This is a genomic window from Pseudomonas sp. R3-18-08, assembly GCF_003852065.1.
Taxonomy (GTDB): Bacteria; Pseudomonadota; Gammaproteobacteria; order Pseudomonadales; family Pseudomonadaceae; genus Aquipseudomonas.
In genome coordinates this window covers 430969-455807 of sequence record NZ_CP027729.1, presented here as the reverse complement: position 1 = coordinate 455807, position 24839 = coordinate 430969, and the positions used below count along the sequence as shown (strand labels likewise).

General features: G+C 60.9%; 24 protein-coding genes and 1 tRNA gene. 13 read left to right on the top strand and 12 right to left on the bottom strand.

The annotated features are described in order from the left end of the window. Nucleotides 1–10 precede the first annotated feature (10 nt). Entirely contained in the window at nucleotides 11–1465 is a 1455-nt protein-coding gene (gene thiI / locus C4J92_RS02055; RefSeq protein ID WP_124360869.1) for a tRNA uracil 4-sulfurtransferase ThiI, read from the bottom strand. 334 nt (nucleotides 1466–1799) lie between these two features. Here thiI and glnA point away from each other — a divergent pair, with 334 nt between their 5' ends. The 4 genes from glnA to ntrC all read left to right on the top strand — a co-directional run bounded on the left by glnA (nucleotide 1800) and on the right by ntrC (nucleotide 6819). Then, nucleotides 1800–3206 carry a glutamate--ammonia ligase gene (gene glnA, locus C4J92_RS02045; protein WP_124360867.1) on the top strand — a complete coding sequence of 469 codons (1407 nt, stop codon included), beginning with the start codon at nucleotides 1800–1802 and terminating at the stop codon, nucleotides 3204–3206. A gap of 185 nt (nucleotides 3207–3391) precedes the next feature. Next, the gene (locus C4J92_RS02040) at nucleotides 3392–3928 is read left to right on the top strand and encodes a chorismate mutase (RefSeq protein ID WP_124402794.1); all 537 of its coding nucleotides are present in this window, start codon (nucleotides 3392–3394) and stop codon (nucleotides 3926–3928) included. 372 nt (nucleotides 3929–4300) lie between these two features. Then, nucleotides 4301–5386: a nitrogen regulation protein NR(II) gene (gene glnL, locus C4J92_RS02035; RefSeq protein WP_005783937.1), complete on the top strand. Its 1086-nt coding sequence runs from the start codon at nucleotides 4301–4303 to the stop codon at nucleotides 5384–5386. Further along, on the top strand, nucleotides 5383–6819 hold the full coding sequence (gene ntrC / locus C4J92_RS02030) for a nitrogen regulation protein NR(I) (RefSeq protein ID WP_003218003.1): 1437 nt from the start codon (nucleotides 5383–5385) through the stop codon (nucleotides 6817–6819). Before glnL ends, ntrC begins: the two co-directional genes overlap by 4 nt. 451 nt (nucleotides 6820–7270) lie before the next feature. On the opposite strand, the gene C4J92_RS02020 is transcribed toward ntrC, so the two are convergent. Beyond that, nucleotides 7271–7711 carry a hypothetical protein gene (locus C4J92_RS02020; protein ID WP_124402793.1) on the bottom strand — a complete coding sequence of 147 codons (441 nt, stop codon included), beginning with the start codon at nucleotides 7709–7711 and terminating at the stop codon, nucleotides 7271–7273. Between C4J92_RS02020 and C4J92_RS02015 the strand changes: the two genes are divergently transcribed. After that, on the top strand, nucleotides 7710–8165 hold the full coding sequence (locus C4J92_RS02015; RefSeq protein ID WP_003171120.1) for a tRNA (cytidine(34)-2'-O)-methyltransferase: 456 nt from the start codon (nucleotides 7710–7712) through the stop codon (nucleotides 8163–8165). The genes C4J92_RS02020 and C4J92_RS02015 overlap by 2 nt on opposite strands. Before the next feature lie 120 nt (nucleotides 8166–8285). Here the strand turns inward: C4J92_RS02015 and secB are convergent, their stop codons facing one another. The 3 genes from secB to C4J92_RS02000 are packed head-to-tail and all read right to left on the bottom strand — an operon-like array spanning nucleotide 8286 to nucleotide 9469. Continuing rightward, nucleotides 8286–8765: a protein-export chaperone SecB gene (gene secB / locus C4J92_RS02010; RefSeq protein ID WP_012721755.1), complete on the bottom strand. Its 480-nt coding sequence runs from the start codon at nucleotides 8763–8765 to the stop codon at nucleotides 8286–8288. A gap of 34 nt (nucleotides 8766–8799) precedes the next feature. Further along, nucleotides 8800–9054 (bottom strand): glutaredoxin 3, encoded by a 255-nt coding sequence (grxC, locus tag C4J92_RS02005; RefSeq protein ID WP_124365491.1) that lies wholly within the window; start codon nucleotides 9052–9054, stop codon nucleotides 8800–8802. 1 nt (nucleotide 9055) lies between these two features. Beyond that, entirely contained in the window at nucleotides 9056–9469 is a 414-nt protein-coding gene (locus C4J92_RS02000) for a rhodanese-like domain-containing protein (protein ID WP_124360862.1), read from the bottom strand. 151 nt (nucleotides 9470–9620) lie between these two features. Between C4J92_RS02000 and gpmI the strand changes: the two genes are divergently transcribed. From gpmI to C4J92_RS01980, 4 genes are all read left to right on the top strand, one after another. Continuing rightward, nucleotides 9621–11147 (top strand): 2,3-bisphosphoglycerate-independent phosphoglycerate mutase, encoded by a 1527-nt coding sequence (gene gpmI / locus C4J92_RS01995; protein ID WP_124402792.1) that lies wholly within the window; start codon nucleotides 9621–9623, stop codon nucleotides 11145–11147. A 258-nt stretch (nucleotides 11148–11405) separates the two neighbouring features. Further along, complete coding sequence (locus tag C4J92_RS01990) at nucleotides 11406–12701, top strand: murein hydrolase activator EnvC (RefSeq protein ID WP_124365489.1); 1296 nt, start codon at nucleotides 11406–11408, stop codon at nucleotides 12699–12701. Nucleotides 12702–12731: 30 nt separating this feature from the next. Beyond that, the gene (locus tag C4J92_RS01985) at nucleotides 12732–14048 is read left to right on the top strand and encodes a S41 family peptidase (protein WP_124365488.1); all 1317 of its coding nucleotides are present in this window, start codon (nucleotides 12732–12734) and stop codon (nucleotides 14046–14048) included. 1 nt (nucleotide 14049) lies between these two features. Continuing rightward, on the top strand, nucleotides 14050–14823 hold the full coding sequence (locus tag C4J92_RS01980; protein ID WP_124402791.1) for a divergent polysaccharide deacetylase family protein: 774 nt from the start codon (nucleotides 14050–14052) through the stop codon (nucleotides 14821–14823). Nucleotides 14824–14932: 109 nt separating this feature from the next. On the opposite strand, the gene C4J92_RS01975 is transcribed toward C4J92_RS01980, so the two are convergent. The 7 genes from C4J92_RS01975 to C4J92_RS01945 all read right to left on the bottom strand — a co-directional run bounded on the left by C4J92_RS01975 (nucleotide 14933) and on the right by C4J92_RS01945 (nucleotide 20739). After that, entirely contained in the window at nucleotides 14933–15688 is a 756-nt protein-coding gene (locus C4J92_RS01975) for an ABC transporter substrate-binding protein (RefSeq protein WP_124402790.1), read from the bottom strand. Between the two features lie 63 nt (nucleotides 15689–15751). Then, a complete protein-coding gene (hisF, locus tag C4J92_RS01970; protein WP_003171107.1) occupies nucleotides 15752–16522 on the bottom strand; it encodes an imidazole glycerol phosphate synthase subunit HisF in 771 nt (256 codons plus the stop codon). A 9-nt stretch (nucleotides 16523–16531) separates the two neighbouring features. Next, nucleotides 16532–17269 carry a 1-(5-phosphoribosyl)-5-[(5-phosphoribosylamino)methylideneamino]imidazole-4-carboxamide isomerase gene (hisA, locus tag C4J92_RS01965; RefSeq protein WP_124360856.1) on the bottom strand — a complete coding sequence of 246 codons (738 nt, stop codon included), beginning with the start codon at nucleotides 17267–17269 and terminating at the stop codon, nucleotides 16532–16534. Nucleotides 17270–17308: 39 nt separating this feature from the next. After that, nucleotides 17309–17566, bottom strand: a complete 258-nt coding sequence (locus C4J92_RS01960; RefSeq protein ID WP_005783916.1) for a DUF2164 domain-containing protein — start codon at nucleotides 17564–17566, stop codon at nucleotides 17309–17311. Continuing rightward, nucleotides 17567–18205: an imidazole glycerol phosphate synthase subunit HisH gene (gene hisH / locus C4J92_RS01955; RefSeq protein ID WP_124402789.1), complete on the bottom strand. Its 639-nt coding sequence runs from the start codon at nucleotides 18203–18205 to the stop codon at nucleotides 17567–17569. Then, on the bottom strand, nucleotides 18205–18798 hold the full coding sequence (gene hisB / locus C4J92_RS01950; RefSeq protein ID WP_003237513.1) for an imidazoleglycerol-phosphate dehydratase HisB: 594 nt from the start codon (nucleotides 18796–18798) through the stop codon (nucleotides 18205–18207). Before hisB ends, hisH begins: the two co-directional genes overlap by 1 nt. Nucleotides 18799–19077: 279 nt before the next feature. Continuing rightward, nucleotides 19078–20739 (bottom strand): OFA family MFS transporter, encoded by a 1662-nt coding sequence (locus tag C4J92_RS01945; protein ID WP_124365484.1) that lies wholly within the window; start codon nucleotides 20737–20739, stop codon nucleotides 19078–19080. Nucleotides 20740–21062: 323 nt separating this feature from the next. Here C4J92_RS01945 and C4J92_RS01940 point away from each other — a divergent pair, with 323 nt between their 5' ends. From C4J92_RS01940 to C4J92_RS01925, 4 genes are all read left to right on the top strand, one after another. Then, complete coding sequence (locus C4J92_RS01940; RefSeq protein WP_124402788.1) at nucleotides 21063–23279, top strand: AsmA family protein; 2217 nt, start codon at nucleotides 21063–21065, stop codon at nucleotides 23277–23279. Then, a complete protein-coding gene (gene mutY / locus C4J92_RS01935; RefSeq protein ID WP_124402787.1) occupies nucleotides 23276–24343 on the top strand; it encodes an A/G-specific adenine glycosylase in 1068 nt (355 codons plus the stop codon). Before C4J92_RS01940 ends, mutY begins: the two co-directional genes overlap by 4 nt. Beyond that, a complete protein-coding gene (locus tag C4J92_RS01930; RefSeq protein ID WP_124360851.1) occupies nucleotides 24340–24612 on the top strand; it encodes an oxidative damage protection protein in 273 nt (90 codons plus the stop codon). The genes mutY and C4J92_RS01930 overlap by 4 nt, the downstream gene beginning before the upstream one ends. Nucleotides 24613–24715: 103 nt before the next feature. Continuing rightward, a tRNA-Phe gene (locus C4J92_RS01925) sits at nucleotides 24716–24791 on the top strand. The last annotated feature ends 48 nt before the right edge of the window (nucleotides 24792–24839 follow it).

Sequence of the window (24839 nt, the reverse complement as noted above, 5' to 3'; positions counted from 1 at the left end):
CCCCGGGCTCTTAGCTCGGTCGATAAACGCGCACATTGGCATGCCCCTCACTGAGCAAATGGTGGGCATGCAGGCGACTCATCACGCCTTTGTCGCAATACAGCAGGTACTGACGGCTGTCATCCAGTTCCTTGAAACGCGCGTTCAATGCATAAAACGGCAGCGTTTGTACGTCGATGCCAGGAATTTCCAGCGGCTCATCCTCGGCGGCATCCGGGTGGCGGATGTCGACGATGATCTGGCCAGCCAGGGCTTCGCTGACTTCTTCGATCTGCACATCCTGGCCCAGCTCGTCGATGACGCGATCGATCGGGACCAGTTTGGCGTTCTCGAGCGCTCGCTCCAGAATCGCCATGTCGAACTGTTGTTCTTCATACTCCACGCGGTTGCGCTTGGCGTGGGTCTTGGGGTTCACCGAAATGACCCCGCAGTACTCAGGCATATGCTTGGCAAAGTCGGCGGTGCCGATCTGCTCTGCCTGATCGATGATGTCCTGCTTGTGGCTGGCGATCAGCGGGCGCAACACCAGTTTCTCGGTGACGCAGTCGATGATCGACAGGTTTGGCAGCGTCTGGCTGGATACCTGGGAGATCGCTTCACCGGTCACCAGCGCGTCGATCTGCAACCGATCGGCAATCCGGGACGCCGCGCGCAACATCATACGCTTCAATACGACGCCCATATGACCGTTATCGACTTTGCCGAGAATTTCGCCCAGCACTTCCTCGAACGGTACGCTCACAAATAGCACGCGTTGGGAGCTGCCGTACTTCTTCCAGATAAAGTGCGCGACTTCCATCACGCCCAATTCGTGTGCACGCCCGCCCAGATTAAAGAAGCAGAAGTGGCTCATCAGGCCGCGACGCATGATCTGGTAGGCCGCCACCGTCGAATCGAAACCGCCGGACATCAATACCAGGGTCTGTTCCAGGGCGCCCAGCGGGTAGCCGCCGATGCTGTTGTGCTGGCTGTGGATCACGAACAACCGTTTGTCGCGAATTTCCATGCGCACTTCAATTTGCGGTGCTTTCAGGGAAATTCCGGCGGCGCCGCACTCGCGACGCAGCTTGCTGCCGACGTATTTCTCTACGTCCATGGAGCTGAACGGATGCTTGCCGGCACGCTTGCAGCGCACCGAAAAAATCTTGCCGGCCAGCGCGTCACCGAAGTGCTGTTTGCACTTCTCGGTGATGTCGTCGAAGTCGCCCAGCGGGTACTCATCCACCTGCAGAAAATGCGCGATGCCCGGCATGCAGCTCAGGCGCTCGGTCATGTCCTTCAAGGCTTTGGCGTCGGTCAGGCGGGTTTCCAGCTCGAGGTTGTCCCACACGCCATTCACCACCACAGCCGGGTCCAGGTCACGGAGCACGGCACGGATGTTCTTGGCCAATTGACGGATGAAACGCGTCCGTACCGGTCGGCTCTTGATGGTGATCTCGGGGAAGACTTTAACGATTAATTTCATGGAAACAGCGCGCGCCGGGCCTGCTGAAAAAGGGGGGCGCGGATTATAGCGGAAATCGCTCAAGGTTTAACCAGTTAATATGCAGCGCATTCGCTGCGCACCAAAACGGGTCATTTTCGCCCGTTAGCGCTACATTGCAGTGCGCTATTTACCGCGCTTTGGCCGATTGCACCGTTATAGGGGCCATTTTGAAGCAAAAAGACCATGTTGGCGCACTGGCATGCAATTTGCTCTCTTGTGAGGCAGGTTGCCTTGGCGGAGTATCCGCGCCGGCATCACCCAAATTCTAAGGGCTAACTCCACTACCCTAGCCCGAAGCCACCCGGAGGACACCATGTCGAAGTCGGTTCAACTCATCAAAGATCATGACGTTAAATGGATTGATCTGCGCTTCACGGACACCAAAGGTACTCAGCACCACGTGACCATGCCGGCTCGCGACGCGCTGGATGATGCTTTCTTCGAAGAAGGCAAGATGTTCGACGGTTCCTCCATCGCTGGCTGGAAAGGCATCGAAGCCTCCGACATGATCCTGATGCCGGACGACAGCACTGCCGTCCTCGACCCGTTCACCGAAGACCCAACCCTGATCATCGTCTGCGACGTGATCGAGCCTTCGACCATGCAAGGCTACGACCGCGACCCACGTGCGATCGCCAAGCGTGCCGAGGAATACCTGAAGTCGACCGGTATCGGCGACACCGTATTCGTAGGCCCGGAGCCAGAATTCTTCATCTTCGATTCGGTCAAGTTCAAGTCCGACATCTCCGGCTCCATGTTCAAGATCTACTCCGAACAAGGCTCGTGGATGTCCGACCAGGACGTGGAAGGCGGCAACAAAGGCCACCGTCCAGGCATCAAAGGTGGCTACTTCCCTGTTCCGCCGTTCGACCACGACCACGAAATCCGTACCTCCATGTGCAACGCCATGGAAGAAATGGGCCTGGTCATCGAAGTTCACCACCACGAAGTGGCGACTGCCGGCCAGAACGAAATCGGTGTGAAGTTCAACACCCTGGTCGCCAAGGCTGACGAAGTCCAGACCCTGAAGTACTGCGTACACAACGTGGCTGATGCCTACGGCCGTACCGCTACCTTCATGCCTAAGCCGCTGTACGGCGATAACGGTTCGGGTATGCACGTTCACTTGTCCATCGCCAAAGAAGGCAAGAACACCTTCGCCGGCGAAGGTTATGCCGGCCTGTCCGACACCGCCCTGTACTTCATCGGCGGTATCATCAAGCACGGTAAGGCCCTGAACGGCTTCACCAACCCGTCGACCAACTCCTACAAGCGTCTGGTCCCAGGCTTCGAAGCGCCGGTGATGCTGGCCTACTCGGCCCGTAACCGTTCCGCCTCTATCCGGATCCCTTACGTGTCCAGCCCGCGCGCTCGTCGTATCGAAGCCCGCTTCCCGGACCCGGCAGCCAACCCATACCTGGCTTTCGCAGCCCTGGTCATGGCTGGCCTGGATGGCATCCAGAACAAGATCCACCCTGGCGACGCCGCCGACAAAAACTTGTACGACCTGCCGCCTGAAGAGGCCAAAGAGATTCCACAAGTGTGCGGCAGCCTGAAAGAAGCCCTGGAAGAGCTGGACAAGGGCCGTGCGTTCCTGACCAAAGGCGGCGTGTTCAGCGACGACTTCATCGATGCCTACATCGAGCTCAAAAGCGAAGAAGAAATCAAGGTTCGTACCTTCGTACACCCACTGGAATACGAGCTGTACTACAGCTGCTGATCCGGTAGCGCTGCTTGATGTAGCGTGATTGAAAAAAGGGCCTCCTTCGGGAGGTCTTTTTTTGCGCAATTTTTTGTAGGAACGAGCTTGCTCGCGAAAAACGCAAAGACACCTCATTTCTTCAACATTTACGCGCTATCGTTAACGACCTTCGCGAGCAAGCTCGCTCCTACAGGGGATCGCCTTTGAAATCTCGATTCGTATTTGCCTTGATGTTCGTCAGTGCCGGTGCATTCGCCGCACCGCCCACCCTCGAGCCACTGCTCAACAGCATCGCCGAGCGCCTGGAGATAGCCGACCAGGTAGCCTTGAGCAAATGGGACAGCCATAAGCCCGTGGAAGATAAAAAGCGCGAGCAGGAAGTGATTGCCAGCGTCGTCGCCCAAGCACCGAGCTACAAACTGGACCCCGCCTCTGCCGAGCAATTCTTCGCGGCGCAGATCGAGGCAAACAAACTGGTGCAGTACACCCATTTGTCCGACTGGCAATTCCAGGGCAAGGCCCCCGACGATCCGCGTCCGGACCTGATCAAGCAGATTCGCCCGCGATTGGATGAGCTGCAAAAAAGCCTGCTGCAGCAACTGGCCGACTTCACACCCCTGCGCACAGACCCTCAATGCCCGCAATGGCTTGCCGAGGCAGTGCATGAGCCCTTGAATGACCCGCTGCGCCAACTGGCGATGATCCGCGCCACGGCGGAGCTGTGCGTCTACAAAGGTTAACGCCTGCAAACCCAATCAAAACTGTGGGAGGGGGCTTGCTCCCGATAGCAGAGTGTCAGTCAGCATATTTAACAGCTGATACACCGCTATCGGGAGCAAGCCCCCTCCCACATTGGATTTGGGTGCATTCAGCTTCCTGAACAGACTTTCTCAAAACGCACTATATTGGTGCGATAGGTTGCACCCATCCCAGCGATCCAGCCCATTTTGGTTCGATTCTTCCCGAACAAGCTGGCAGAACGCCACAGTTTCGCGCCTTAACCCCTTATTTCAGGGCTTTAACGCTTCTTTTCGGAGCCTTGGTTTGGTTTTTGCATTTTCCTTGTATCAGCGTGTGCCTCAAGCCTGCGCCTTGCTCCAAAAGAGGTCCTGATGACCATAAGTGATGCACTGCACCGTTTGCTACTCGACAACCTGACCACTGCGACCATCCTGCTCAACGCCGACCTGCGTCTTGAGTACATGAATCCGGCGGCGGAGATGCTCCTGGCTATCAGCGGCCAGCGCAGCCATGGGCAGTTCATCAGCGAATTGTTTACCGAGTCGGCCGAAGCTTTGAGCTCGTTGCGCCAGGCCGTGGAACAGGCACACCCGTTCACCAAGCGCGAAGCGATGCTCACCGCCCTGACCGGGCAGACGCTGACTGTCGACTACGCGGTGACGCCGATCCTGAGCAATGGCGCGACGCTGCTGCTGCTCGAAGTGCACCCCCGCGACCGCCTGCTGCGCATCACCAAGGAGGAAGCGCAGCTGTCCAAGCAGGAAACCAGCAAGATGCTGGTGCGCGGCCTGGCCCACGAGATCAAGAACCCGCTGGGCGGCATTCGTGGCGCGGCGCAGTTGCTGGCCCGCGAGCTGCCGGAGGAGCATCTCAAGGACTACACCAACGTCATCATCGAAGAGGCCGACCGCCTGCGTAACCTGGTGGACCGCATGCTCGGCTCCAACAAGCTGCCGTCGCTGGCGATGACCAACGTGCACGAAGTGCTGGAGCGCGTCTGCCAGCTGGTCGAGGCCGAAAGCCAGGGCTGCATCACCCTGGTGCGCGACTATGACCCCAGCATCCCCGATGTCTTGATCGACCGCGAGCAGATGATCCAGGCGGTGCTCAATATCGTGCGCAACGCCATGCAGGCCATCAGCAGCCAGAACGAGCTGCGCCTGGGCCGCATCAGCCTGCGTACCCGCGCCCTGCGCCAGTTCACCATTGGGCATGTGCGCCATCGCCTGGTGACCAAGGTCGAAATCATCGACAACGGCCCGGGCATTCCTGCGGAATTGCAGGAAACCATCTTCTTCCCCATGGTCAGCGGCCGCCCGGACGGTACCGGGCTGGGCCTGGCCATTACCCAGAACATCATCAGCCAGCATCAGGGCCTGATCGAATGTGAGAGCCATCCCGGCCACACCACGTTCTCGATCTTCCTGCCATTGGAACAAGGAGCCCCCACGACATGAGCCGTAGTGAAACTGTCTGGATCGTCGATGACGACCGTTCTATCCGCTGGGTCCTGGAGAAAGCCTTGCAACAGGAAGGCATGACCACCCAGAGCTTCGACAGCGCCGACGGTGTGATGAGCCGCCTGGCTCGCCAGCAGCCGGATGTGATCATCTCCGATATCCGCATGCCCGGCGCCAGCGGCCTGGACCTGCTGGCGCGGATTCGCGAACAGCACCCGCGCCTGCCGGTGATCATCATGACGGCGCACTCGGACCTGGACAGCGCTGTCGCGTCGTATCAGGGCGGCGCCTTCGAATACCTGCCCAAGCCGTTCGATGTGGATGAGGCGGTGGCGCTGGTCAAGCGCGCCAACCAGCACGCCCAGGAACAGCAGAACCAGGAAGCCCCGCCGGCCCTGACGCGCACGCCGGAAATCATCGGTGAAGCGCCGGCGATGCAGGAAGTGTTTCGCGCCATCGGGCGCTTGAGCCACTCCAACATCACCGTGCTGATCAACGGCGAGTCGGGTACCGGTAAAGAGCTGGTCGCCCACGCGCTGCACCGTCACAGCCCTCGGGCGGCGTCGCCGTTTATCGCGTTGAATATGGCGGCTATCCCGAAAGACTTGATGGAGTCCGAGCTGTTCGGCCATGAAAAAGGCGCGTTCACCGGTGCGGCCAACCTGCGGCGCGGGCGCTTTGAGCAAGCGGACGGCGGCACCCTGTTCCTCGATGAAATCGGCGACATGCCGGCCGATACCCAGACCCGCCTGCTGCGGGTGCTGGCCGATGGTGAGTTCTATCGCGTCGGCGGGCATACGCCGGTCAAGGTCGATGTACGCATCATCGCGGCGACCCACCAGAACCTGGAAACCCTGGTCCACGCCGGCAAATTTCGCGAGGACTTGTTCCATCGCCTCAACGTGATCCGGATCCACATCCCGCGCATGTCGGACCGCCGCGAAGACATCCCCACCCTCGCCCGTCACTTCCTCAGCCGCGCCGCCCAGGAGCTGGCCGTCGAGCCGAAGCTGCTGAAAAGCGAGACCGAGGAATACCTGAAGAACCTGCCATGGCCCGGCAACGTACGCCAGTTGGAGAACACCTGCCGCTGGATCACGGTGATGGCCTCCGGGCGCGAAGTGCATATCAGCGACCTGCCGCCGGAACTGCTGAGCCTGCCGCAGGATTCGGCACCGGTCACCAACTGGGAACAGGCACTGCGCCAATGGGCCGACCAGGCCCTGGCACGCGGCCAGTCGAACCTGCTGGACAGCGCCGTGCCGGCGTTCGAGCGGATCATGATCGAGACCGCGCTGAAGCACACCGCTGGCCGCCGTCGCGATGCCGCTGTGCTGCTGGGCTGGGGGCGTAATACCCTGACGCGCAAGATCAAGGAGCTGGGGATGAAGGTCGACGGCGGTGACGACGACGAAGGTGATGAGGGCTGATCACCGCTCTCGGATCCACCGAAGATCCAATGTGGGAGGGGGCTTGCTCCCGATGGCAGAGTGTCAGTCAACATCTACCTGACTGATACACCGCCATCGGGAGCAAGCCCCCTCCCACATTTGGATCTTCACAAGGTTTCGGGATCGTGCACCGCTTCAATGCACCATGAACCGGCGTTGGGCACGGGCCTGATACCTGAAAGATCGTTATCGCTGAAGAATTCTCGACAGCTCAAACCACCAAAGCCCCGAATTCCGGGGCTTTGCGCTTTCTTTCAAGTTTTTATAGCGCCAATTGCAAACTCTGGCACGCCCCCTGCAATACCTCTTGTACTACCCAGTTTCGGGGACCTTGGTACAGGCAGGCCGAGAATCCCCTCTTTAACACCGAAGCCCTAGGCTTCACCCCGTTTTGGGAGCCCTGGTACAGGCAGGCCGGGAACTCCCTCTTTTATTGCTCGTGGAGATGGATCTCCAGCCGCCAGCGGTCATCGACCTCTTCGCCCTTCCACTCCCCGCGCAATGGCCGAGCCGCCACCAGGTTCAGCAGCAAGCCGCTGTCGGTCTTGCGTACGCGCCAGTTCACGTCCTTGTCATTGACCTTGAGTTGCCCACTGGCGGCCTTGCCCTGTGCGTCGAACAGCAGCGCCACGGTGCCGTCGATATGCTCGCCGTGCAGCTTGGGTTCGCTGTTGAACCACACCACCAGACCGTCCGCCGCAGGTTCCACCTGCTGCAGCTCGACCGGGTCCGCAGTGGTCAAGCGACCGATCATCAAGCCAATCATCAAGCCGACAATCGCCAGTGAGCCGAGCACCCGTGGCAATAGCTTCGGCCTCGGATCGTCTTCGGGGGTAGAATGCAGCGCATCTTTACCTTCGGAGCCGTGCATGTTTCACGTCATCCTTTTTCAACCAGAAATTCCGCCGAATACCGGCAACGTTATCAGGCTGTGCGCCAACAGTGGCTGCCACCTGCATTTGATCGAGCCGCTGGGCTTCGACATGGACGACAAACGCCTGCGCCGCGCCGGGCTGGATTACCACGAGTACGCCACCCTCAAGCGCCACGCCGACCTGGCAAGCTGCCTGGAAAGCCTGGGCCACCCGCGCTTGTTCGCGTTCACCACCAAGGGCTCGCGGCCGTTTCATGATGCCAGCTTCGCCGAGGGCGACGCGTTTCTGTTCGGCCCGGAGAGCCGGGGCCTGCCGGCCGAAGTGCTCGACGCCCTGCCCGACGGCCATCGCCTGCGCTTGCCGATGCGCGAAGGCTGCCGCAGCCTGAACCTGTCGAACACCGTCGCCGTGGCGGTCTATGAAGGCTGGCGCCAACTCGGCTTTAAATAACACACAAAACAAAATGTGGGAGGGGGCTTGCTCCCGATAGCGGTATATCAGCCAGCATATCTGTAGCTGACCCACCGCCATCGGGAGCAAGCCCCCTCCCACATTTTTTACCGCATCGACTTATTGAACCGTCGACGAACCTTCCTGTTGCATGCGCTGCAGCTCTTGGGCGTACAGGGCATCGAAGTTCACCGGTGCCAGCATCAGCGCCGGGAACGAGCCACGGGTGACCAGGCTGTCCAGGGTCTCACGGGCGTACGGGAACAGGATATTCGGGCAGAACGCGCCCAGGGTGTGGCTCATGGACGCTTCGTCCAGGCCCTGGATCAGGAAGATACCGGCCTGTTGCACTTCAGCGATGAAGGCCACTTCTTCGCCGTTCTTGACGGTGACCGACAGGGTCAGCACGACTTCGTGGAAGTCGCCTTCCAGGGCTTTTTGACGGGTGTTCAGGTCCAGCGCGACGCTTGGGGTCCACTCCTGGCGGAAGATGGCCGGGCTTTTCGGTGCTTCGAACGACAGGTCACGCACATAGATGCGCTGCAGCGAAAACTGTGGGCCTTGGGCTTCTGCTGCTTCGGTGTTCTGTTGATCAGTCATCGCAGATCCTTCTCTATCTTGGGGCTTTTAGGGGTTAGGCGGACAGCAGCGCATCAAGTTTACCGGCGCGCTCAAGGGCAAACAGGTCGTCGCAGCCACCGATGTGCCGGGTGCCGATCCAGATCTGCGGGACCGACGTGCGCCCTGCCTTCTGGGCCATTTCGGCGCGCACCTGGGGCTTGCCATCGACCTTGATCTCTTCGAAGGCAACGCCCTTCTTACCCAGCAAAGCCTTGGCTCGCACGCAATAAGGGCAATAATCGCTGGAATACACGACAACCTGGCTCATATCACTTCACCAGCGGCAGGTTATCGGCCTTCCAGCTGCCGATACCGCCGGACAGTTTGGCGGCGGTGAAGCCGGCCTTGAGCATTTCACGCGCGTGAGTGCCGGAATGCTGGCCCTGGGCGTCGACCAGGATGATGGTCTTGGCCTTGTGCTTTTCCAGTTCGCCCAGGCGCGCCATCAGCTTGTCCTGGGGAATGTTCAGGGCGCCGACGATATGGCCGGCGGCGAAATCCTTGGCCGGGCGGATATCCACGACAACCGCTTCATCCTTGTTGACCAGCGCGGTCAGCTCCGACGTGCTCAGGCTGCGGCCACCACGGCTCAATTCGTGAGCGATCAGCAGCGCCAGCAGGATGACGAAGGCACCCACGAGCAGATAGTGGGCAGTGGCAAATGCAATCAGGTGATCAACCATCAAGGAGGTTCCAGGGCGTTAAAATGGCGGTAAGTATACACAGCCGCCAGGGGCGGCCAACCCCCGTAAAGCGGTGACGCGGTTGGAACTTCGCTTTAAACTGCCACTCCCTTTTCCATTGTCTTCCTTTATTACCGCCGCGAGAGGATCTATGACTACCACGCCTAAACCTTTGGTCCTGATAATTCTCGATGGCTTCGGACACAGTGAAAGCCACCACGACAACGCTGTGTACGCAGCGAACAAGCCCGTGCTGGACCGCCTCACCGCCACCGTACCCAACGGCTTGATCTCCGGTTCCGGCATGGACGTGGGCCTGCCGGACGGTCAAATGGGCAACTCGGAAGTCGGCCACATGAATCTCGGCGCCGGACGAGTGGTCTATCAGGACTTCACCCGTGTGACCAAAGCGATCCGCGATGGCGAGTTCTTCGAGAACCCGACCATCTGCGCTGCGGTGGATAAAGCCGTCGCCGCCGGCAAGGCCGTGCACTTCATGGGCCTGCTGTCCGATGGCGGCGTGCACAGCCATCAGGACCACCTGGTGGCCATGGCCGAACTGGCCTTCAAGCGCGGCGCCGACAAAATCTACCTGCACGCCTTCCTCGATGGCCGCGACACCCCGCCGAAAAGCGCGCAGTCGTCCATCGAACTGCTCGACACCACCTTCACCGCCCTGGGCAAGGGCCGTATCGCCAGCATCGTGGGCCGCTACTTCGCCATGGACCGCGACAACCGCTGGGACCGCGTGGCCCAAGCCTACAACCTGATCGTCGACGGCCAGGCCGAATTCAACGCCCCTACCGCCCAGCAAGGCCTGGAAGCCGCCTATGCGCGTGGCGAGAGCGATGAATTCGTCAAGGCCACCACCATCGGCGAGCCGGTGAAGGTCGAAGACGGCGACGCCATGGTGTTCATGAACTTCCGCGCCGACCGTGCCCGTGAGCTGAGCCATGTGTTTGTCGACGACGGCTTCAAAGACTTCGAGCGCGCGCGCCAGCCGAACGTCGAGTTCGTCATGCTGACCCAATACGCTGCCAATATCCCGGCCCCCTCGGCGTTCGCTCCGGGCAGCCTGGAAAACGTGCTGGGCGACTACCTGGCAAAAAACGGCAAGACGCAACTGCGCATCGCCGAAACCGAAAAATATGCCCACGTGACCTTCTTCTTCTCCGGCGGGCGTGAAGAACCGTTCCCCGGCGAAGAGCGCATCCTGATCCCCTCGCCCAAAGTCGCCACCTACGACCTGCAACCGGAAATGAGCGCACCGGAAGTCACCGACAAGATCGTCGACGCCATCGAGCATCAGCGTTACGACGTGATCGTGGTCAACTACGCCAACGGTGACATGGTCGGTCACAGCGGCAACCTGGAAGCGGCGGTCAAGGCCGTGGAATGCCTGGACCTGTGCGTCGGTCGCATTGTCGATGCCCTGGACAAGGTCGGTGGCGAAGCGCTGATCACGGCGGACCACGGCAACTGCGAGCAGATGTCCGATGAATCCACCGGCCAGGCGCATACGGCCCACACCACCGAACCGGTGCCATTCATCTACGTCGGCAAGCGCGATTTCAAAGTGCGCAACGGTGGCGTACTGGCGGATGTGGCGCCGACCATGCTGATGTTGATGGGGCTGGAGAAGCCGAAAGAGATGACCGGGACCTCAATTCTGGTTTAATCCAAAACACACCACAAAACAGTGTGGGAGGGGGCTTGCTCCCGATAGCGGTGGGTCAGTCGACACTTATGTGACTGAGCTACTGCTATCGGGAGCAAGCCCCCTCCCACATTAGCTTTGCACCGTTTGGTAGATATCTTTTTGCCATACCACCGCCACTCGGCACCTATCTTGCCCGCCAGCCCCAATTGGGCGTTTTTTTTGCAGCGCTTGGCGGGCATACTAGGCCGTCCCTTTCCCCTGGTGTCGCCCGCCTCTATGCTTCGCGCCTTGATTACCCTCGCTCTTGTCTGCCTGCTCCAACCGGCGTTTGCCGATGAGCGCGCACAAACCCAACAACAGTTGGACGCTACGCGTCAGGACATTACCGAGCTGAAAAAACTGCTCGGCAAGCTCCAGGAAGAGAAATCCGGCGTGCAGAAAGACCTGCGCGGCACGGAAACCGAAATGGGCAAGCTGGAGAAGCAGGTCCAGGAGCTGCAAAAAGAATTAAAGAAGAGCGAGTCGGAACTGGAGCGACTCGACGCTGAGAAAAAAAAACTCCAGAGCGCACGCGTTGAGCAGCAACGCCTGATCGCGATCCAGGCCCGCGCCGCCTACCAGAGCGGCCGCCAGGAATACCTCAAGCTGCTGCTCAACCAGCAGAACCCGGAAAAATTCGCCCGCACCCTCACCTATTACGATTACGTGAGCCAGGCGCGCCTGGCGCAATTGAAGAGCTTCAACGAAACCCTGCGCCAGTTGGCCAATGTCGAGCAGGAGATCAATGACCAGCAGGCACAGCTGCTCGACCAGAAAACCGCACTCGACACCCAGCGCAACGAACTCGATAAAGTCCGCAAGGAACGCCAGCAAGCCCTGGCCAAGCTCAACGACGACGTGAAAGCCCGCGACGCCAAGCTGCAAGCGCGCGAGCAAGACCAGGCCGATTTGGCCAAAGTGCTCAAGACGATCGAAGAAACCCTTGCTCGCCAGGCGCGCGAGGCCGAAGAAGCGCGGCAAAAGGCGCTGATCGCGCAGCAGGAAGCCGAAAAAAAGCGCCAGCGTGAGGCCGAACTGGCAGCCACTACCGATGCGCCGGCTCCACGCAAGCCGGCACATGCAGCGCCTGGCCCATTGGTTTCCAGCAGCGGCGAGTCGTTCGGCGGGCCTTTTGCTTCAGCTCGCGGAAAACTTCCATGGCCCGTTGATGGTCGACTATTGGCACGCTTTGGGGAAACCCGTGGCGATGACACCCGCGCCAAGTGGGATGGGGTGATGATCAGCGCCTCTGCCGGCAGCCAGGTCCACGCCGTTCACGGCGGGCGCGTGGTGTTTGCCGATTGGCTGCGCGGGGCCGGTTTGCTGGTGATTCTTGACCACGGCAATGGCTATTTGAGCCTTTACGGCCACAATCAGACGTTACTCAAGTCGGCAGGTGATGTGGTAAAAGCCGGTGAATCCATCTCCACTGTCGGTAACAGTGGTGGCCAGGACACGCCGGCGCTGTACTTCGCTATTCGTCAGCAGGGTCGCCCGAGCGATCCCGCACAATGGTGCCGATCCCAAGGATAGGGTCGCATCTACATTAGGAGCTCGTTCGACATGCTGCATTTGTCCCGCCTCACTTCGCTGGCCCTGACGATCGCCCTGGTGATCGGCGCGCCTCTGGCTTTCGCCGACCAGGCCGCACCGGCTGCGCCCGCCGCTATGGCCGCGACCACCAAGGCGCCGTTGCCGCTGGACGAGCTGCGTACCTTTGCCGAGGTCATGGACCGGATCAAGGCAGCCTATGTCGAACCCGTAGACGACAAGACCCTGCTGGAAAATGCCATCAAGGGCATGCTCAGCAACCTCGACCCGCATTCCGCCTACCTGGGCCCGGAAGACTTTGCCGAACTGCAGGAAAGCACCAGCGGTGAGTTCGGCGGCCTGGGCATCGAAGTGGGCTCCGAAGACGGCCAGATCAAAGTGGTCTCGCCCATCGACGATACCCCTGCGTCCAAGGCCGGCATCCAGGCCGGCGACCTGATCGTCAAGATCAACGGCCAGCCGACCCGCGGCCAATCCATGACCGAAGCCGTCGACAAGATGCGCGGCAAGCTCGGCCAGAAAATCACCCTGACCCTGGTGCGCGACGGCGGCAACCCGTTCGACGTGACCCTGGCCCGCGCGACCATCACGGTCAAGAGCGTGAAGAGCCAGTTGCTGGAGTCGGGCTACGGCTACATCCGCATCACCCAGTTCCAGGTCAAGACCGGCGACGAAGTGGCCAAGGCCCTGGCCAAGCTGCGCAAGGATAACGGCAAGAAGCTCAACGGCATCGTGCTCGACCTGCGCAACAACCCAGGCGGCGTGTTGCAGTCGGCGGTGGAAGTGGTCGATCACTTCATCACCAAGGGCCTGATCGTTTACACCAAGGGCCGTATCGCCAATTCCGAGCTGCGCTTCTCGGCCACCGGCAACGACCTCAGCGAGAACGTGCCGCTGGCCGTGCTGATCAACGGCGGCAGCGCCTCGGCATCGGAGATCGTCGCCGGCGCCCTGCAAGACCAGAAGCGCGGCGTGTTGATGGGCACCACCAGCTTCGGTAAAGGTTCGGTGCAAACGGTGCTGCCGCTCAATAACGAACGTGCGCTGAAGATCACCACGGCGCTGTACTACACGCCCAATGGTCGCTCGATCCAGGCCCAGGGCATCGTGCCGGACATCGAAGTGCGCAGGGCCAAGATCACCAACGAGATCGACAGCGAGTACTACAAGGAAGCCGATCTGCAAGGCCACCTGGGCAATGGCAACGGCGGGGCCGACCAGCCGACCGGCAGCGGCGCCAAAGCCAAGCCGATGCCGCAGGACGACGACTACCAGTTGGCCCAGGCGCTGAGCCTGCTCAAGGGCCTGAGCATCACGCGCAGCCGTTGATATGCGTGTTGCACTGATTATCGCCGTGCTGTGCAGCCTGGCCGGATTCGCCCAAGCGACGCCGGCCGGCGAGCCGCACAAAGCCTACCTGACCCTGATCATCGACGACCTGGGGCAAAACCTGCCCAGGGATCGTCGCGTGCTGGCCCTGCCTGGGCCGGTCACCACCGCGATCATGCCCGACACCCCCCACGCCGCCGAATTCGCCCGCGAAGCCCACAAGGCCGGCAAGATTGTCATCCTGCACATGCCCATGGACCCGGCCACCGGGCCGTTTGCCTGGCACCCTGAGCTGTCGATCGAAGAGCTGGGCAAGCGCCTGAACGCGGCGTTCGAGGCCGTGCCCTACACCGCTGGCATCAATAACCATATGGGCAGCCGTATGACCGCGCAGCCGCAGGCAATGGCCTGGTTGATGGGCGAGCTGCAACGGCGCCACAAGTTCTTTGTAGACAGCCGTACCAGCGCGCAGACGGTGGCTGCGGCTGAGGCGCAGAAGATTGGTTTGGCGCATGTTTCGCGGGATGTGTTCCTCGATGACGAACGCACCGAGGCGGCGATTACCACGCAGTTGCAAACCGCAATCAAGCTGGCGCACAAGCAGGGTTCGGCGGTGATGATCGGGCATCCTTATCCGCAAACGCTGGCGGTGCTCGAGCGCGAGTTGCCCAAGCTCAAGGCCCAGGGTGTGGAGTGGATCGATATCAAGTTGATGATCAGCGTGCGCAGTAATCAGGCCATGAGTGCCCACGGCAAAAACGGCATCTATCGCTGACGGCCCTCCGCCCCTGTAGGAGCGAGCTTGCTCGCGAAAAACCTGAGACCGCCGCGTACCCCCAGGAGGCTCGCGTCATCGTTGACGTCTTTCGCGAGCAAGCTCGCTCCTACAGATATTGCGCCATGATTTCGTCTACTCGGCCGCTCTTGCGTAGTTCATCCAGCGCGGCCTGAAGCCTGGCCACCAATTCATCCGGCACATCCTTGTTCAACGCAAGGTAAAGCTGCGCACTGTTGAACCGCAACACCGTCTTGAGCCCGTTCACCCCCACCTGCCGCGCCAGGTAACGGCCAGCAGGATCGCCGGTGGCCCACAGGTCTATCTGGCCCTCCATGAGCTTTTGCGCATTATCCTGGTCACGCAAGGCGACAATCGGCTTGAGCCCCTGCTTGTCCAGGCTCTGGGCAATGGCATCGCCCTTGTAGGCGCCAATCCTGTAGCGGCGCGCCTGCTCAAGGCCGTTGAGCTGGATCTTGCTGTCAGCCTTGGCCAGCAGCACCCAGTCGTCCGGGCCGATGGGCCCGACCCATTTGAACAGCGCTTCACGGTCCGGCAGACGTGCCATGACGAATACGCCATAGCCAGGCTTTTCCAGGGCGAGTTTGTAGATTCGCTCCCAAGGAAACCGCAACGTGAGATTGTAGGAAATGCCGGCGCGCTTGAAGGTTTCCCGCACGATGTCCACGGCGATGCCTTCGATGTTCTCGTCCTTGGCGAAATTCTTGCCGTTCTTCGCCATGTTGTAGGGCGGGAAATTTTCCGTCAGCAACACCAGGGAGGCGTCAGACGATTCTTCGGCGTGTGCCGTAGCCACCATGAGCATGGAGGAACTGGCGAGGGCGAGCAGCAGGTGTTTGAACATGAAGGCTACCGGAATCCATGGCAAGCGCAGAGAGTGCCGCGAGCCTGCCATGGTGTCCAGCGTTTAGCGAACGACGATACCGCGTGCGGCCATGTAGGCCTTGGCCTCAGGGACCGTGTATTCGCCGAAGTGGAAAATACTCGCCGCCAGCACCGCGCTGGCGTGGCCTTCGATGACGCCATCGGCCAAGTGCTGCAGGTTGCCGACCCCGCCGGAAGCGATCACCGGGATGCCCAGCGCGTCGCTGATGGCGCGCGTCACGCCCAGGTCGAAGCCGTTTTTCATGCCGTCCTGGTCCATGCTGGTCAGCAGGATTTCACCGGCGCCCAGGCCTTCCATTTTCATCGCCCATTCCACCGCGTCCAAACCGGTGGGCTTGCGCCCGCCATGGGTGAAGATCTCCCAGCGCGGGGTTTCGCCAGGGCCGGAGACTTTCTTGGCGTCGATGGCAACCACGATGCACTGCGAGCCGAAGTGCTGCGCGGCCTCGCCGACGAACTCCGGGTTGAACACCGCCGCCGTGTTGATCGAGACCTTGTCCGCACCGGCATTGAGCAGGTTGCGGATGTCCTGCACGGTGCGCACGCCGCCGCCCACAGTCAGCGGGATAAATACCTGGCTGGCCATGCGCTCGACGGTGTGCAAGGTGGTGTCGCGGCCGTCGACGCTGGCGGTGATGTCGAGAAAGGTAATTTCGTCGGCACCTTGCTCATCGTAGCGACGGGCAATTTCCACCGGGTCGCCGGCATCACGGATGTTCTCGAACTTGACGCCCTTGACCACGCGACCGTTGTCGACGTCCAGGCAAGGGATGATGCGTTTGGCCAGCGCCATGGTCAGTCCTCAGCCGTTGTAGGCGTCGCAGTAAGCCTGGGCTTCAGCGACGTCCAGGGTACCTTCGTAGATCGCGCGGCCGGTGATGGCGCCGATGATGCCAGGCGCCTTGGCGTCCAGCAGCGACTTGATATCGCCCAGGTTGTGGATACCACCGGACGCAATCACCGGAATCTTCGTCGCCGCCGCCAGCGCTGCGGTGAACGGCACGTTGCAGCCCTGCATCATGCCGTCTTTGGCGATGTCGGTATAAACGATGGCGGACACGCCGTCGGCTTCGAACTGCCTGGCCAGGTCGATCACTTGCACGGTGCTGATCTGCGCCCAGCCGTCGGTGGCGACGAAGCCGTCTTTGGCGTCCAGGCCCACGATCACTTTACCTGGGAAGGCGCGGCAGGCTTCGGCAACGAAGGCCGGATCTTTCACGGCCTTGGTGCCGATGATCACGTAGCTCACGCCGGCCTTGACGTAGTGCTCGATGGTTTCCAGGGAACGGATGCCACCGCCGATCTGGATCGGCAGGTTCGGGTAGCGCCTGGCGATGGCGGTGACCACCTCGCCATTGACCGGCTGGCCTTCGAAGGCGCCGTTCAAGTCCACCAGATGCAGACGACGGCAGCCCCCTTCCACCCATTTGGCGGCCATGCTCACCGGGTCATCGGAGAACACGGTGGAATCTTCCATGCGGCCTTGGCGCAAACGTACGCAGGCGCCGTCCTTGAGATCGATAGCGGGGATAATCAGCATCTGGCAAACCTTATTCGATATTCAGCAATGCTTGGGAAATCAGGGTTTCTCAAGCGACCACAAGTCGCTTTCGATGCTTTCGAACCTTTCTTTAAGGAGCGTCTGCGTATCGAAAATCGCCCTGTTGTAATAGTGCGGTGCCACCTCGGTGGTGAACAGCTCAAGAATCTCGGCGACCTCGAACGAGCCCAGCTTGAGCTCGAAGCGGTCCTCCATGAAACGCTTGATCTTGTCGGTAGCCTCACGTTCCTGCTCGGGCGTGAGGTTCAAGATCGGCGGCTTGGGCTTCTTGGCCATTTACCAGCGTCCGTCCCACGCGGCAAAGTTCTGCAGCAACTGCAGGCCATGGGTATGGCTCTTCTCCGGGTGGAACTGCACGGCAAAGCGCGAACCGTCGGCCAGCGCGGCGGCGAAGTCGACGCCGTAGTGCCCGCCACCCACCACCTGCTCCGGTTTACCGGCGGCGATGTAGTAGCTGTGCACGAAGTAGAAGCGCGCCATGTCCGGCACTTCGTGCCACAGCGGGTGATCCATGCTCTGGCGCACTTCGTTCCAGCCCATGTGCGGGACTTTCAGGTGGGCGCCGTCTTCATGCAGGTCCTTGCCAAAGAACTTCACCTGGCCTGGGAACAGGCCGATGCAGTCAACGCCATCGTTCTCTTCACTGCTGTCGAGCAAGGCTTGCATGCCCACGCAGATGCCGAGGAACGGGCGGTCCTGGCTGACTTCACGCACCAGGCTGTCAAAGCCCAGGCGGCGGATCTCGGCCATGCAGTCGCGAATCGCACCGACGCCTGGGAACACCACGCGGTCGGCTTCGCGAATCACGCTGGCATCGCTGGTGATCAGCACCTTGCCGGCCCCGACGTGCTCGAGGGCCTTGGCCACCGAGTGCAGGTTACCCATGCCGTAATCGATAACCGCGACCGTCTGCATTACAAAACGCCCTTGGTCGACGGCATTTGCCCGGCCATGCGGTCATCGAGCTCGACGGCCATGCGCAGCGCGCGGCCGAAGGCCTTGAACACGGTTTCGATCTGGTGGTGGGTGTTGGTGCCGCGCAGGTTGTCGATGTGCAGGCTGACGAGTGCGTGGTTGACGAAACCCTGGAAGAATTCCTGGAACAAGTCGACATCAAAGCCGCCCACGGTGGCGCGGGTGTAGGGCACGTGCATCTGCAGGCCTGGGCGGCCGGAGAAGTCGATGACTACGCGCGACAGCGCTTCATCCAGCGGGACATAGGCGTGGCCGTAGCGACGGATGCCTTTTTTGTCGCCGATGGCCTTGGCAAATGCCTGGCCGAGGGTGATGCCTACGTCTTCCACCGTGTGGTGGTCGTCGATATGCAGGTCGCCCTTGCTGACGATATCCAGGTCGATCAGCCCGTGACGGGCGATCTGGTCCAGCATGTGCTCAAGAAAAGGGACACCGATATCAAATCGGGCCTTTCCGGTGCCATCCAGGTTGATCGAGGCTTTGATCTGGGTTTCCAGAGTGTCGCGCTCGACGGACGCCATACGTTCGACCATCACCAGCTCCGCAAATCATTGGGCGAAAAAGGCAGCCATTATAGGGGCGCGGGCGCTAAACAGAAACATCGAAGGGGATAAGACTGACGAGTTGATCAAAGCGCCCCAGCATGGTGCGCGAAGATCATTCCCACGCTCTGCGTGGGAATGCCGCCTGGGACGCTCCGTGTCCCGCCAACGGGTGTAAGACTCAGAGCCTGCGCGCTGGTAACGCGGAGCGTCACGGGATGCATTCCCACGCGGAGCGCGGGAACGATCAGGCACAAAGGTTTTGCGGTGTTAGTGGAACAGTACAGCCGTCTTCTGCAGGGTCACCCACACACCCCACGCCAGCGGAATGCCCACCACCAGCCAGGCGGCGATCGCCATGGGGACGGTGCCAGGAGCCGCTTTCCACTCCAGGGAAGTGCTGGCATCAGCACCTTTGTCATGGCCCAGCGCCTGTTCGGCGGCAAGTTCCGCGTCGGTCATGAAGTACTTGTCGGCCACCGGACGCACCAGCAGGTTGCAGATAAAGCCCAGCACCAGGAGGCCGGCGAGGATGTACAAGGTGATGTCGTAGGCCGCAGCGCGCTCGACGCCGATGCTCAGCTGATATTCACGCAGGTAGTTCACCAACACCGGGCCCAGCACGCCGGCCGCAGCCCAGGCGGTCAACAGGCGACCATGGATCGCGCCGACCATTTGCGTACCGAACAGGTCCGCCAGGTAAGCCGGCACCGTCGCAAAACCACCGCCGTACATCGACAGGATGATGCAGAACGCCGCCACGAACAGCGCCACGTTGCCCAGGTGCCCCAGGTTCGGGATCAGCGCGTACAGGGCAAAGCCCAGGGCGAAGAACACGAAGTAGGTATTTTTACGGCCCAGGTAGTCAGAGAACGACGCCCAGAAGAACCGGCCACCGATGTTGAACAGGCTCAACAACCCGGTGAAGCCTGCCGCGATGGCTGCAATCGACGCCAGTTGCCCGGCATCCAGCTGACCAAACGGCACATCCACACCCAGCAGCTTGCCGCCGAACACTTCCTGCAACAGTGGCGACGCCATGCCGAGGATGCCGATACCGGCCGACACGTTCAGGCACAGTACCAGCCATACCAGACGGAATTGCGGGGTTTTCCACGCCACGTTCACATGCACATGACGATGAGTGATCATCGCGTTGCTGGCTTTTTTCGCCGGCGCGGTCCAGCCCTCAGGCTTCCAGCCGGTCGGCGGCACGCGATACGAGAGTGCGCCGCCGATCATGAACACGAAGTAAATCGCAGCCATCACCAAAAAGCTCTGCCATACGCCCACGCTGGTCGGCGAAGCGAAGTGGCCCATCAGTGCTGCGGCCAGCGGTGCACCGACCATCGCGCCGCCACCGAAGCCCATGATCGCCATGCCGGTGGCCATGCCGCGCTTGTCCGGGAACCACTTGATCAGGGTCGATACCGGCGAGATATAGCCCAGGCCCAGGCCGATACCGCCAATGACCCCGGAGCCGATCCACATCAGCCAGATCTGGTGGGTATAGATACCCAAGGCCGAGATCAGCAGGCCACCACACCAGCACAGTGCCGATACGACACCGGCCTTGCGTGGCCCGGCATGTTCCAGCCAGCCGCCCCAGATTGCTGCCGAGCAGCCCAGGAAGATGAAGAACAGGGTGTAGATCCAGCCCAGCATGGAGATGGGCCAGTCGCATTGAGACGAAAAGACTTGGGCGATGAAGCCCATGTCCGGCGCACAGGCGACCGGTGCGGTGATACCCAGCGCCTTGGACAGCGGCAACCAGAACACCGAGAAACCGTAGGCCATGCCGATGCACAGGTGAATGGCCAGGGCGGCCGGCGGAACCAGCCAGCGGTTGAAGCCGGGCTTGGCGATAATGCGTTCCTTGGACAGGAACGCAGGCGGTGCGGCGTTGATATCGGCCGCAGTGCTAGTGCTCATTGGTGTTTCCCCCAGTTATTGGTATGCGTCCGTCAGGCGCTCTCCCCCTCGGCCTTGCACGCAAAGCGTGACCGTTTTTTTGGGTGAAACTCCATTTTGGCGCGACGATAGGTCGCAGAAGGCGGACGAACGCGCAGAGATTAGCACTTGCGGACGTGAGAAAAACCAAAGTGACATCACTTTTTTCAGCAAATCGGTTTTTTTGACGCCAGAATCTTGTTTCGGCGGTCGTAGATACAATGTAACGATCCACGAACTGATGCAGGCCGTCGGGCGTTATACTCTGCGGCTAAATTTTGAAATCGACATACAAGGACTCGCCCATGAAAGCGTTCGGCAAAATCCTGGGTCTGGTATTTCTCGGGCTGTTGCTGATCATTGTGGCTCTCGGCTTTGCCCTGACCCACCTCTTCGATCCCAACGACTACAAAGAAGAAATTCGCCAGATTGCCCGCGACAAGGCCCACATCGAGCTGACGCTCAATGGCGACATCGGCTGGAGCCTGTTCCCCTGGCTGGGCCTGGAGCTGCACGAAGCCGGGGTGGCGACCCTGACCAACCCGACCCAACCTTTCGCCGACCTGCAGATGCTCGGCCTGTCGGTACGCGTGCTGCCGCTGCTGCGCCGCGAAGTGCAGATGAGCGACGTGCGCGTCGAAGGCCTGAACCTGCGCCTCAACCGCGACAAGAACGGCCACGGCAACTGGGAAGACATCGGCAAGAACCTGCCCGATGAACCCACGGGCACCCCCGCTCCCGCGCCAGTCGAGCCGGTGGCCGAAACCAAGCCGGAAAAACCGCCGCAGCCGATCCGCCTGGACATCGACAGCCTGACCATCAACAACGCCCGCGTTGAATACAACGATGAACAGACCGGCAAGCAATTCAGCGCCGAGAGCATCCAGCTCAGCGCCGGCGCGATCCACGAAGGCGCCAACATTCCGCTGAAACTCACCGCGTTCCTGGGCAGCAACCAACCGGTCATGCGGCTCAAGACCGAGCTGAACGGCAATCTACGCATCCAACGGGCGCTCAAACGCTACCAGTTCGAAGACATGCGCCTGAGCGGGGAAGCCACCGGCGAGCCCCTGCAAGGCAAGACCCTGACCTTCTCCACCCAGGGCCAAGTGCTGGTGGACCTGGCGGCCAACTTTGCCGAATGGACCAACCTGAAACTTTCGGCCAACCAATTGCGCGCCCTGGGCGAACTGCGGGTCAATGACCTGGACAAAACCCCGCAGGTCAGCGGCGCGTTGTCGGTCGCCCAGTTCGACCTGGCCAAGTTCCTCGAGAGCGTCGGCCACCCGCTGCCAGCCATGGCGCCGGGCAGCCTGAGCAAAGTCGAACTGGTCAGCCGCGTCCAGGGCACGCCGACCAGCGTTGCGCTGGAAGACCTCAATCTGAAACTCGACGGCAGCTCCTTCACCGGTCGCGTCGCCGTGGATGATTTCGCCAAACAGTCCCTGCGCGTGCAGCTCAAGGGCGATACCTTCAACGCCGACAATTACCTTCCGGCCAAATCCGAAGCCGCCAAAGGCGCCACCGCCGCACGCCAGGCCGAAGTGCAGAGCAGCGAAGCCGGGGCGATGGCCGCCGGCGGTAGCACTCCGCTGCCGGAAGCGCCGACCAAGGGCGCCTGGAGCAGTGACAAACTGCTGCCACTGACCCGCCTGCGCAGCCTGGATGTGAACGCTGACCTCGCCTTTGGTCAGCTGACCTTGAGCCAGTTGCCAATCCAGAACGCAGTATTGAAAGCCTCCGGCATCGACGGCCAGCTCAAGCTCGACAGCCTCAGCGGCGGCCTCTACAACGGTACATTCCAGGCCAACGGCAGCCTCGACGTGCGCCAGGACATCCCGCTGCTGGCGCTGCAAAGTCATATCAAGCAAGTGCCCGTCGAACGCATCCTGCAGGCCCAGGGGAAAACCCCGCCGGTCAAGGGCCTGATCACCCTCGACAGCAACCTGAGTGGCCGAGGCAACAGCCAGAAGGCCCTGATCGACAGCCTCAACGGTACCGCCAACGTCGTGATCAACAACGGCGTGTTGCTCAATGCCAACATCGAGCAACAACTGTGTACCGGTATCGCCCTGCTCAACCGCAAGACCCTGAGCACCACGCCACAAGGCAAGGACACGCCTTTCCAGGAATTGCGCGGCAACCTGACGTTCCGCAATGGCGTGGCCAGTAACCCAGACCTGAAGGTGCGCATTCCGGGGCTGACGCTCAACGGCGATGGCGATGTCGACCTGCGCGTGCTGGGCATGGACTACCGCGTGGGCATCATCGTCGAAGGCGACCAGCGCGACGTGCCGGACCCGGCCTGCCAGGTCGGCGCCAACTTCCAGGGCATCGAAGTGCCGCTGCGTTGCCGTGGCCCGCTGGAACTGGGCGCCAAGGCCTGCCGCCTGGACAAGGACGGGCTTGGCCAGGTCGCCATCAAGGCGGCGGGCAATCGCCTTAACGAGAAGCTCGAAGAGAAGCTCGACAAAGTGAATCCAAAGCTCAAAGACGCACTGAAAGGCTTGTTCAACCGATGAGAGACGAGCAGTTTTCAGAGGCGGTACTCGACTGGTACGACCGCCACGGTCGCCACGACCTGCCCTGGCAACAAGGCATTACGCCTTATCGGGTGTGGGTGTCGGAAATCATGCTGCAACAGACTCAGGTCAGCACCGTGCTCAATTACTTCGATCGGTTCATGGCGTCCCTGCCGACGGTCGAAGCCCTGGCCGCCGCGCCGGAAGACGAAGTGCTGCACCTGTGGACCGGCCTGGGTTACTACACCCGGGCGCGTAACCTGCAAAAGACCGCAAAGATCGTGGTAGCCGACTACGGTGGCGAGTTTCCCAGGGATGTCGAAAAGCTTACCGAGTTGCCAGGCATCGGCCTGTCCACCGCCGGAGCGATCGCCAGCCTGAGCATGGGCCTGCGCGCGCCAATCCTCGACGGCAACGTGAAACGCGTGCTGGCACGCTTTACCGCGCAAGAGGGCTACCCAGGCGAACCCAAGGTCGCCAAGCAGTTGTGGGCCACCGCAGAGCGCTTCACGCCCCATGACCGCGTCAACGCCTACACCCAGGCAATGATGGACATGGGCGCGACCCTTTGTACCCGCAGCAAACCCAGCTGCCTGCTGTGCCCGCTGGAAAAAGGCTGCGAAGCGCACATGCTCGGCCTGGAAACGCGCTACCCGATCCCCAAGCCACGCAAGACCATCCCGCAGAAACGCACGCTGATGCCGATGCTCGCCAATGCCGAAGGCGCGATCCTGCTTTACCGTCGCCCCTCCACGGGCCTGTGGGGCGGTTTGTGGAGCCTGCCGGAGCTGGACGACCTGGAAGACCTCGATCATCTGGCCAACCAGCACGCATTGGCATTGGGCAAGCATCAGGAACTGCCGGGGCTGATCCACACCTTCAGCCATTTCCAGCTGGCCATCGAACCCTGGCTGGTCCAGGTCGAGGAAAGCGCCCATCACGTGGCCGAGGCCGACTGGCTCTGGTATAACCTCGCCACCCCGCCGCGCCTGGGCCTTGCCGCCCCGGTTAAAAAATTGCTGAAGCGCGCGGCTGAAGTATTGAACGCAGGAGTTTCGTCATGACCCGCACCATCATGTGCCGCAAGTACAAAGAAGAACTGCCCGCACTCGAACGCGCCCCTTTTCCGGGTGCCAAGGGCCAGGACATCTACGACCACGTCTCCGCCAAAGCCTGGGGCGACTGGCAGAAACACCAGACCCTGCTCATCAACGAAAAACGCCTGAACATGATGAACGCCGAAGACCGCAAATACCTGCAGGGCGAAATGGACAAGTTCTTTTCCGGCGAGGAATACGCCCAAGCCGAAGGCTACGTTCCGCCTGCTCAATAATTGATCAAAAACCGGGGTCGGCACGTAAGCGACGGTAATAATTAAATATTTTTTGAAAACTTGCTTGACGACCCCCTGAAAAACCCGTTTAATGCGCCCCGTTGCCCAGATAGCTCAGTCGGTAGAGCAGGGGATTGAAAATCCCCGTGTCGGCGGTTCGATTCCGTCTCTGGGCACCAAAATACCGAGAAACCCCAAGGAACAATGTTCCTTGGGATTTTTTATTG

Excerpts from the sequence above, each read along its gene's own strand:
- thiI (WP_124360869.1), bottom strand. The coding sequence starts at position 1,465 with ATGAAATTAATCGTTAAAGTCTTCCCCGAGATCACCATCAAGAGCCGA.
- glnA (WP_124360867.1), top strand. The coding sequence starts at position 1,800 with ATGTCGAAGTCGGTTCAACTCATCAAAGATCATGACGTTAAATGGATT.
- glnL (WP_005783937.1), top strand. The coding sequence starts at position 4,301 with ATGACCATAAGTGATGCACTGCACCGTTTGCTACTCGACAACCTGACC.
- ntrC (WP_003218003.1), top strand. The coding sequence starts at position 5,383 with ATGAGCCGTAGTGAAACTGTCTGGATCGTCGATGACGACCGTTCTATC.
- C4J92_RS02015 (WP_003171120.1), top strand. The coding sequence starts at position 7,710 with ATGTTTCACGTCATCCTTTTTCAACCAGAAATTCCGCCGAATACCGGC.
- C4J92_RS02020 (WP_124402793.1), bottom strand. The coding sequence starts at position 7,711 with ATGCACGGCTCCGAAGGTAAAGATGCGCTGCATTCTACCCCCGAAGAC.
- secB (WP_012721755.1), bottom strand. The coding sequence starts at position 8,765 with ATGACTGATCAACAGAACACCGAAGCAGCAGAAGCCCAAGGCCCACAG.
- grxC (WP_124365491.1), bottom strand. The coding sequence starts at position 9,054 with ATGAGCCAGGTTGTCGTGTATTCCAGCGATTATTGCCCTTATTGCGTG.
- C4J92_RS02000 (WP_124360862.1), bottom strand. The coding sequence starts at position 9,469 with ATGGTTGATCACCTGATTGCATTTGCCACTGCCCACTATCTGCTCGTG.
- gpmI (WP_124402792.1), top strand. The coding sequence starts at position 9,621 with ATGACTACCACGCCTAAACCTTTGGTCCTGATAATTCTCGATGGCTTC.
- C4J92_RS01990 (WP_124365489.1), top strand. The coding sequence starts at position 11,406 with ATGCTTCGCGCCTTGATTACCCTCGCTCTTGTCTGCCTGCTCCAACCG.
- C4J92_RS01985 (WP_124365488.1), top strand. The coding sequence starts at position 12,732 with ATGCTGCATTTGTCCCGCCTCACTTCGCTGGCCCTGACGATCGCCCTG.
- C4J92_RS01980 (WP_124402791.1), top strand. The coding sequence starts at position 14,050 with ATGCGTGTTGCACTGATTATCGCCGTGCTGTGCAGCCTGGCCGGATTC.
- C4J92_RS01975 (WP_124402790.1), bottom strand. The coding sequence starts at position 15,688 with ATGTTCAAACACCTGCTGCTCGCCCTCGCCAGTTCCTCCATGCTCATG.
- hisF (WP_003171107.1), bottom strand. The coding sequence starts at position 16,522 with ATGGCGCTGGCCAAACGCATCATCCCTTGCCTGGACGTCGACAACGGT.
- hisA (WP_124360856.1), bottom strand. The coding sequence starts at position 17,269 with ATGCTGATTATCCCCGCTATCGATCTCAAGGACGGCGCCTGCGTACGT.
- C4J92_RS01960 (WP_005783916.1), bottom strand. The coding sequence starts at position 17,566 with ATGGCCAAGAAGCCCAAGCCGCCGATCTTGAACCTCACGCCCGAGCAG.
- hisH (WP_124402789.1), bottom strand. The coding sequence starts at position 18,205 with ATGCAGACGGTCGCGGTTATCGATTACGGCATGGGTAACCTGCACTCG.
- hisB (WP_003237513.1), bottom strand. The coding sequence starts at position 18,798 with ATGGTCGAACGTATGGCGTCCGTCGAGCGCGACACTCTGGAAACCCAG.
- C4J92_RS01945 (WP_124365484.1), bottom strand. The coding sequence starts at position 20,739 with ATGAGCACTAGCACTGCGGCCGATATCAACGCCGCACCGCCTGCGTTC.
- C4J92_RS01940 (WP_124402788.1), top strand. The coding sequence starts at position 21,063 with ATGAAAGCGTTCGGCAAAATCCTGGGTCTGGTATTTCTCGGGCTGTTG.
- mutY (WP_124402787.1), top strand. The coding sequence starts at position 23,276 with ATGAGAGACGAGCAGTTTTCAGAGGCGGTACTCGACTGGTACGACCGC.
- C4J92_RS01930 (WP_124360851.1), top strand. The coding sequence starts at position 24,340 with ATGACCCGCACCATCATGTGCCGCAAGTACAAAGAAGAACTGCCCGCA.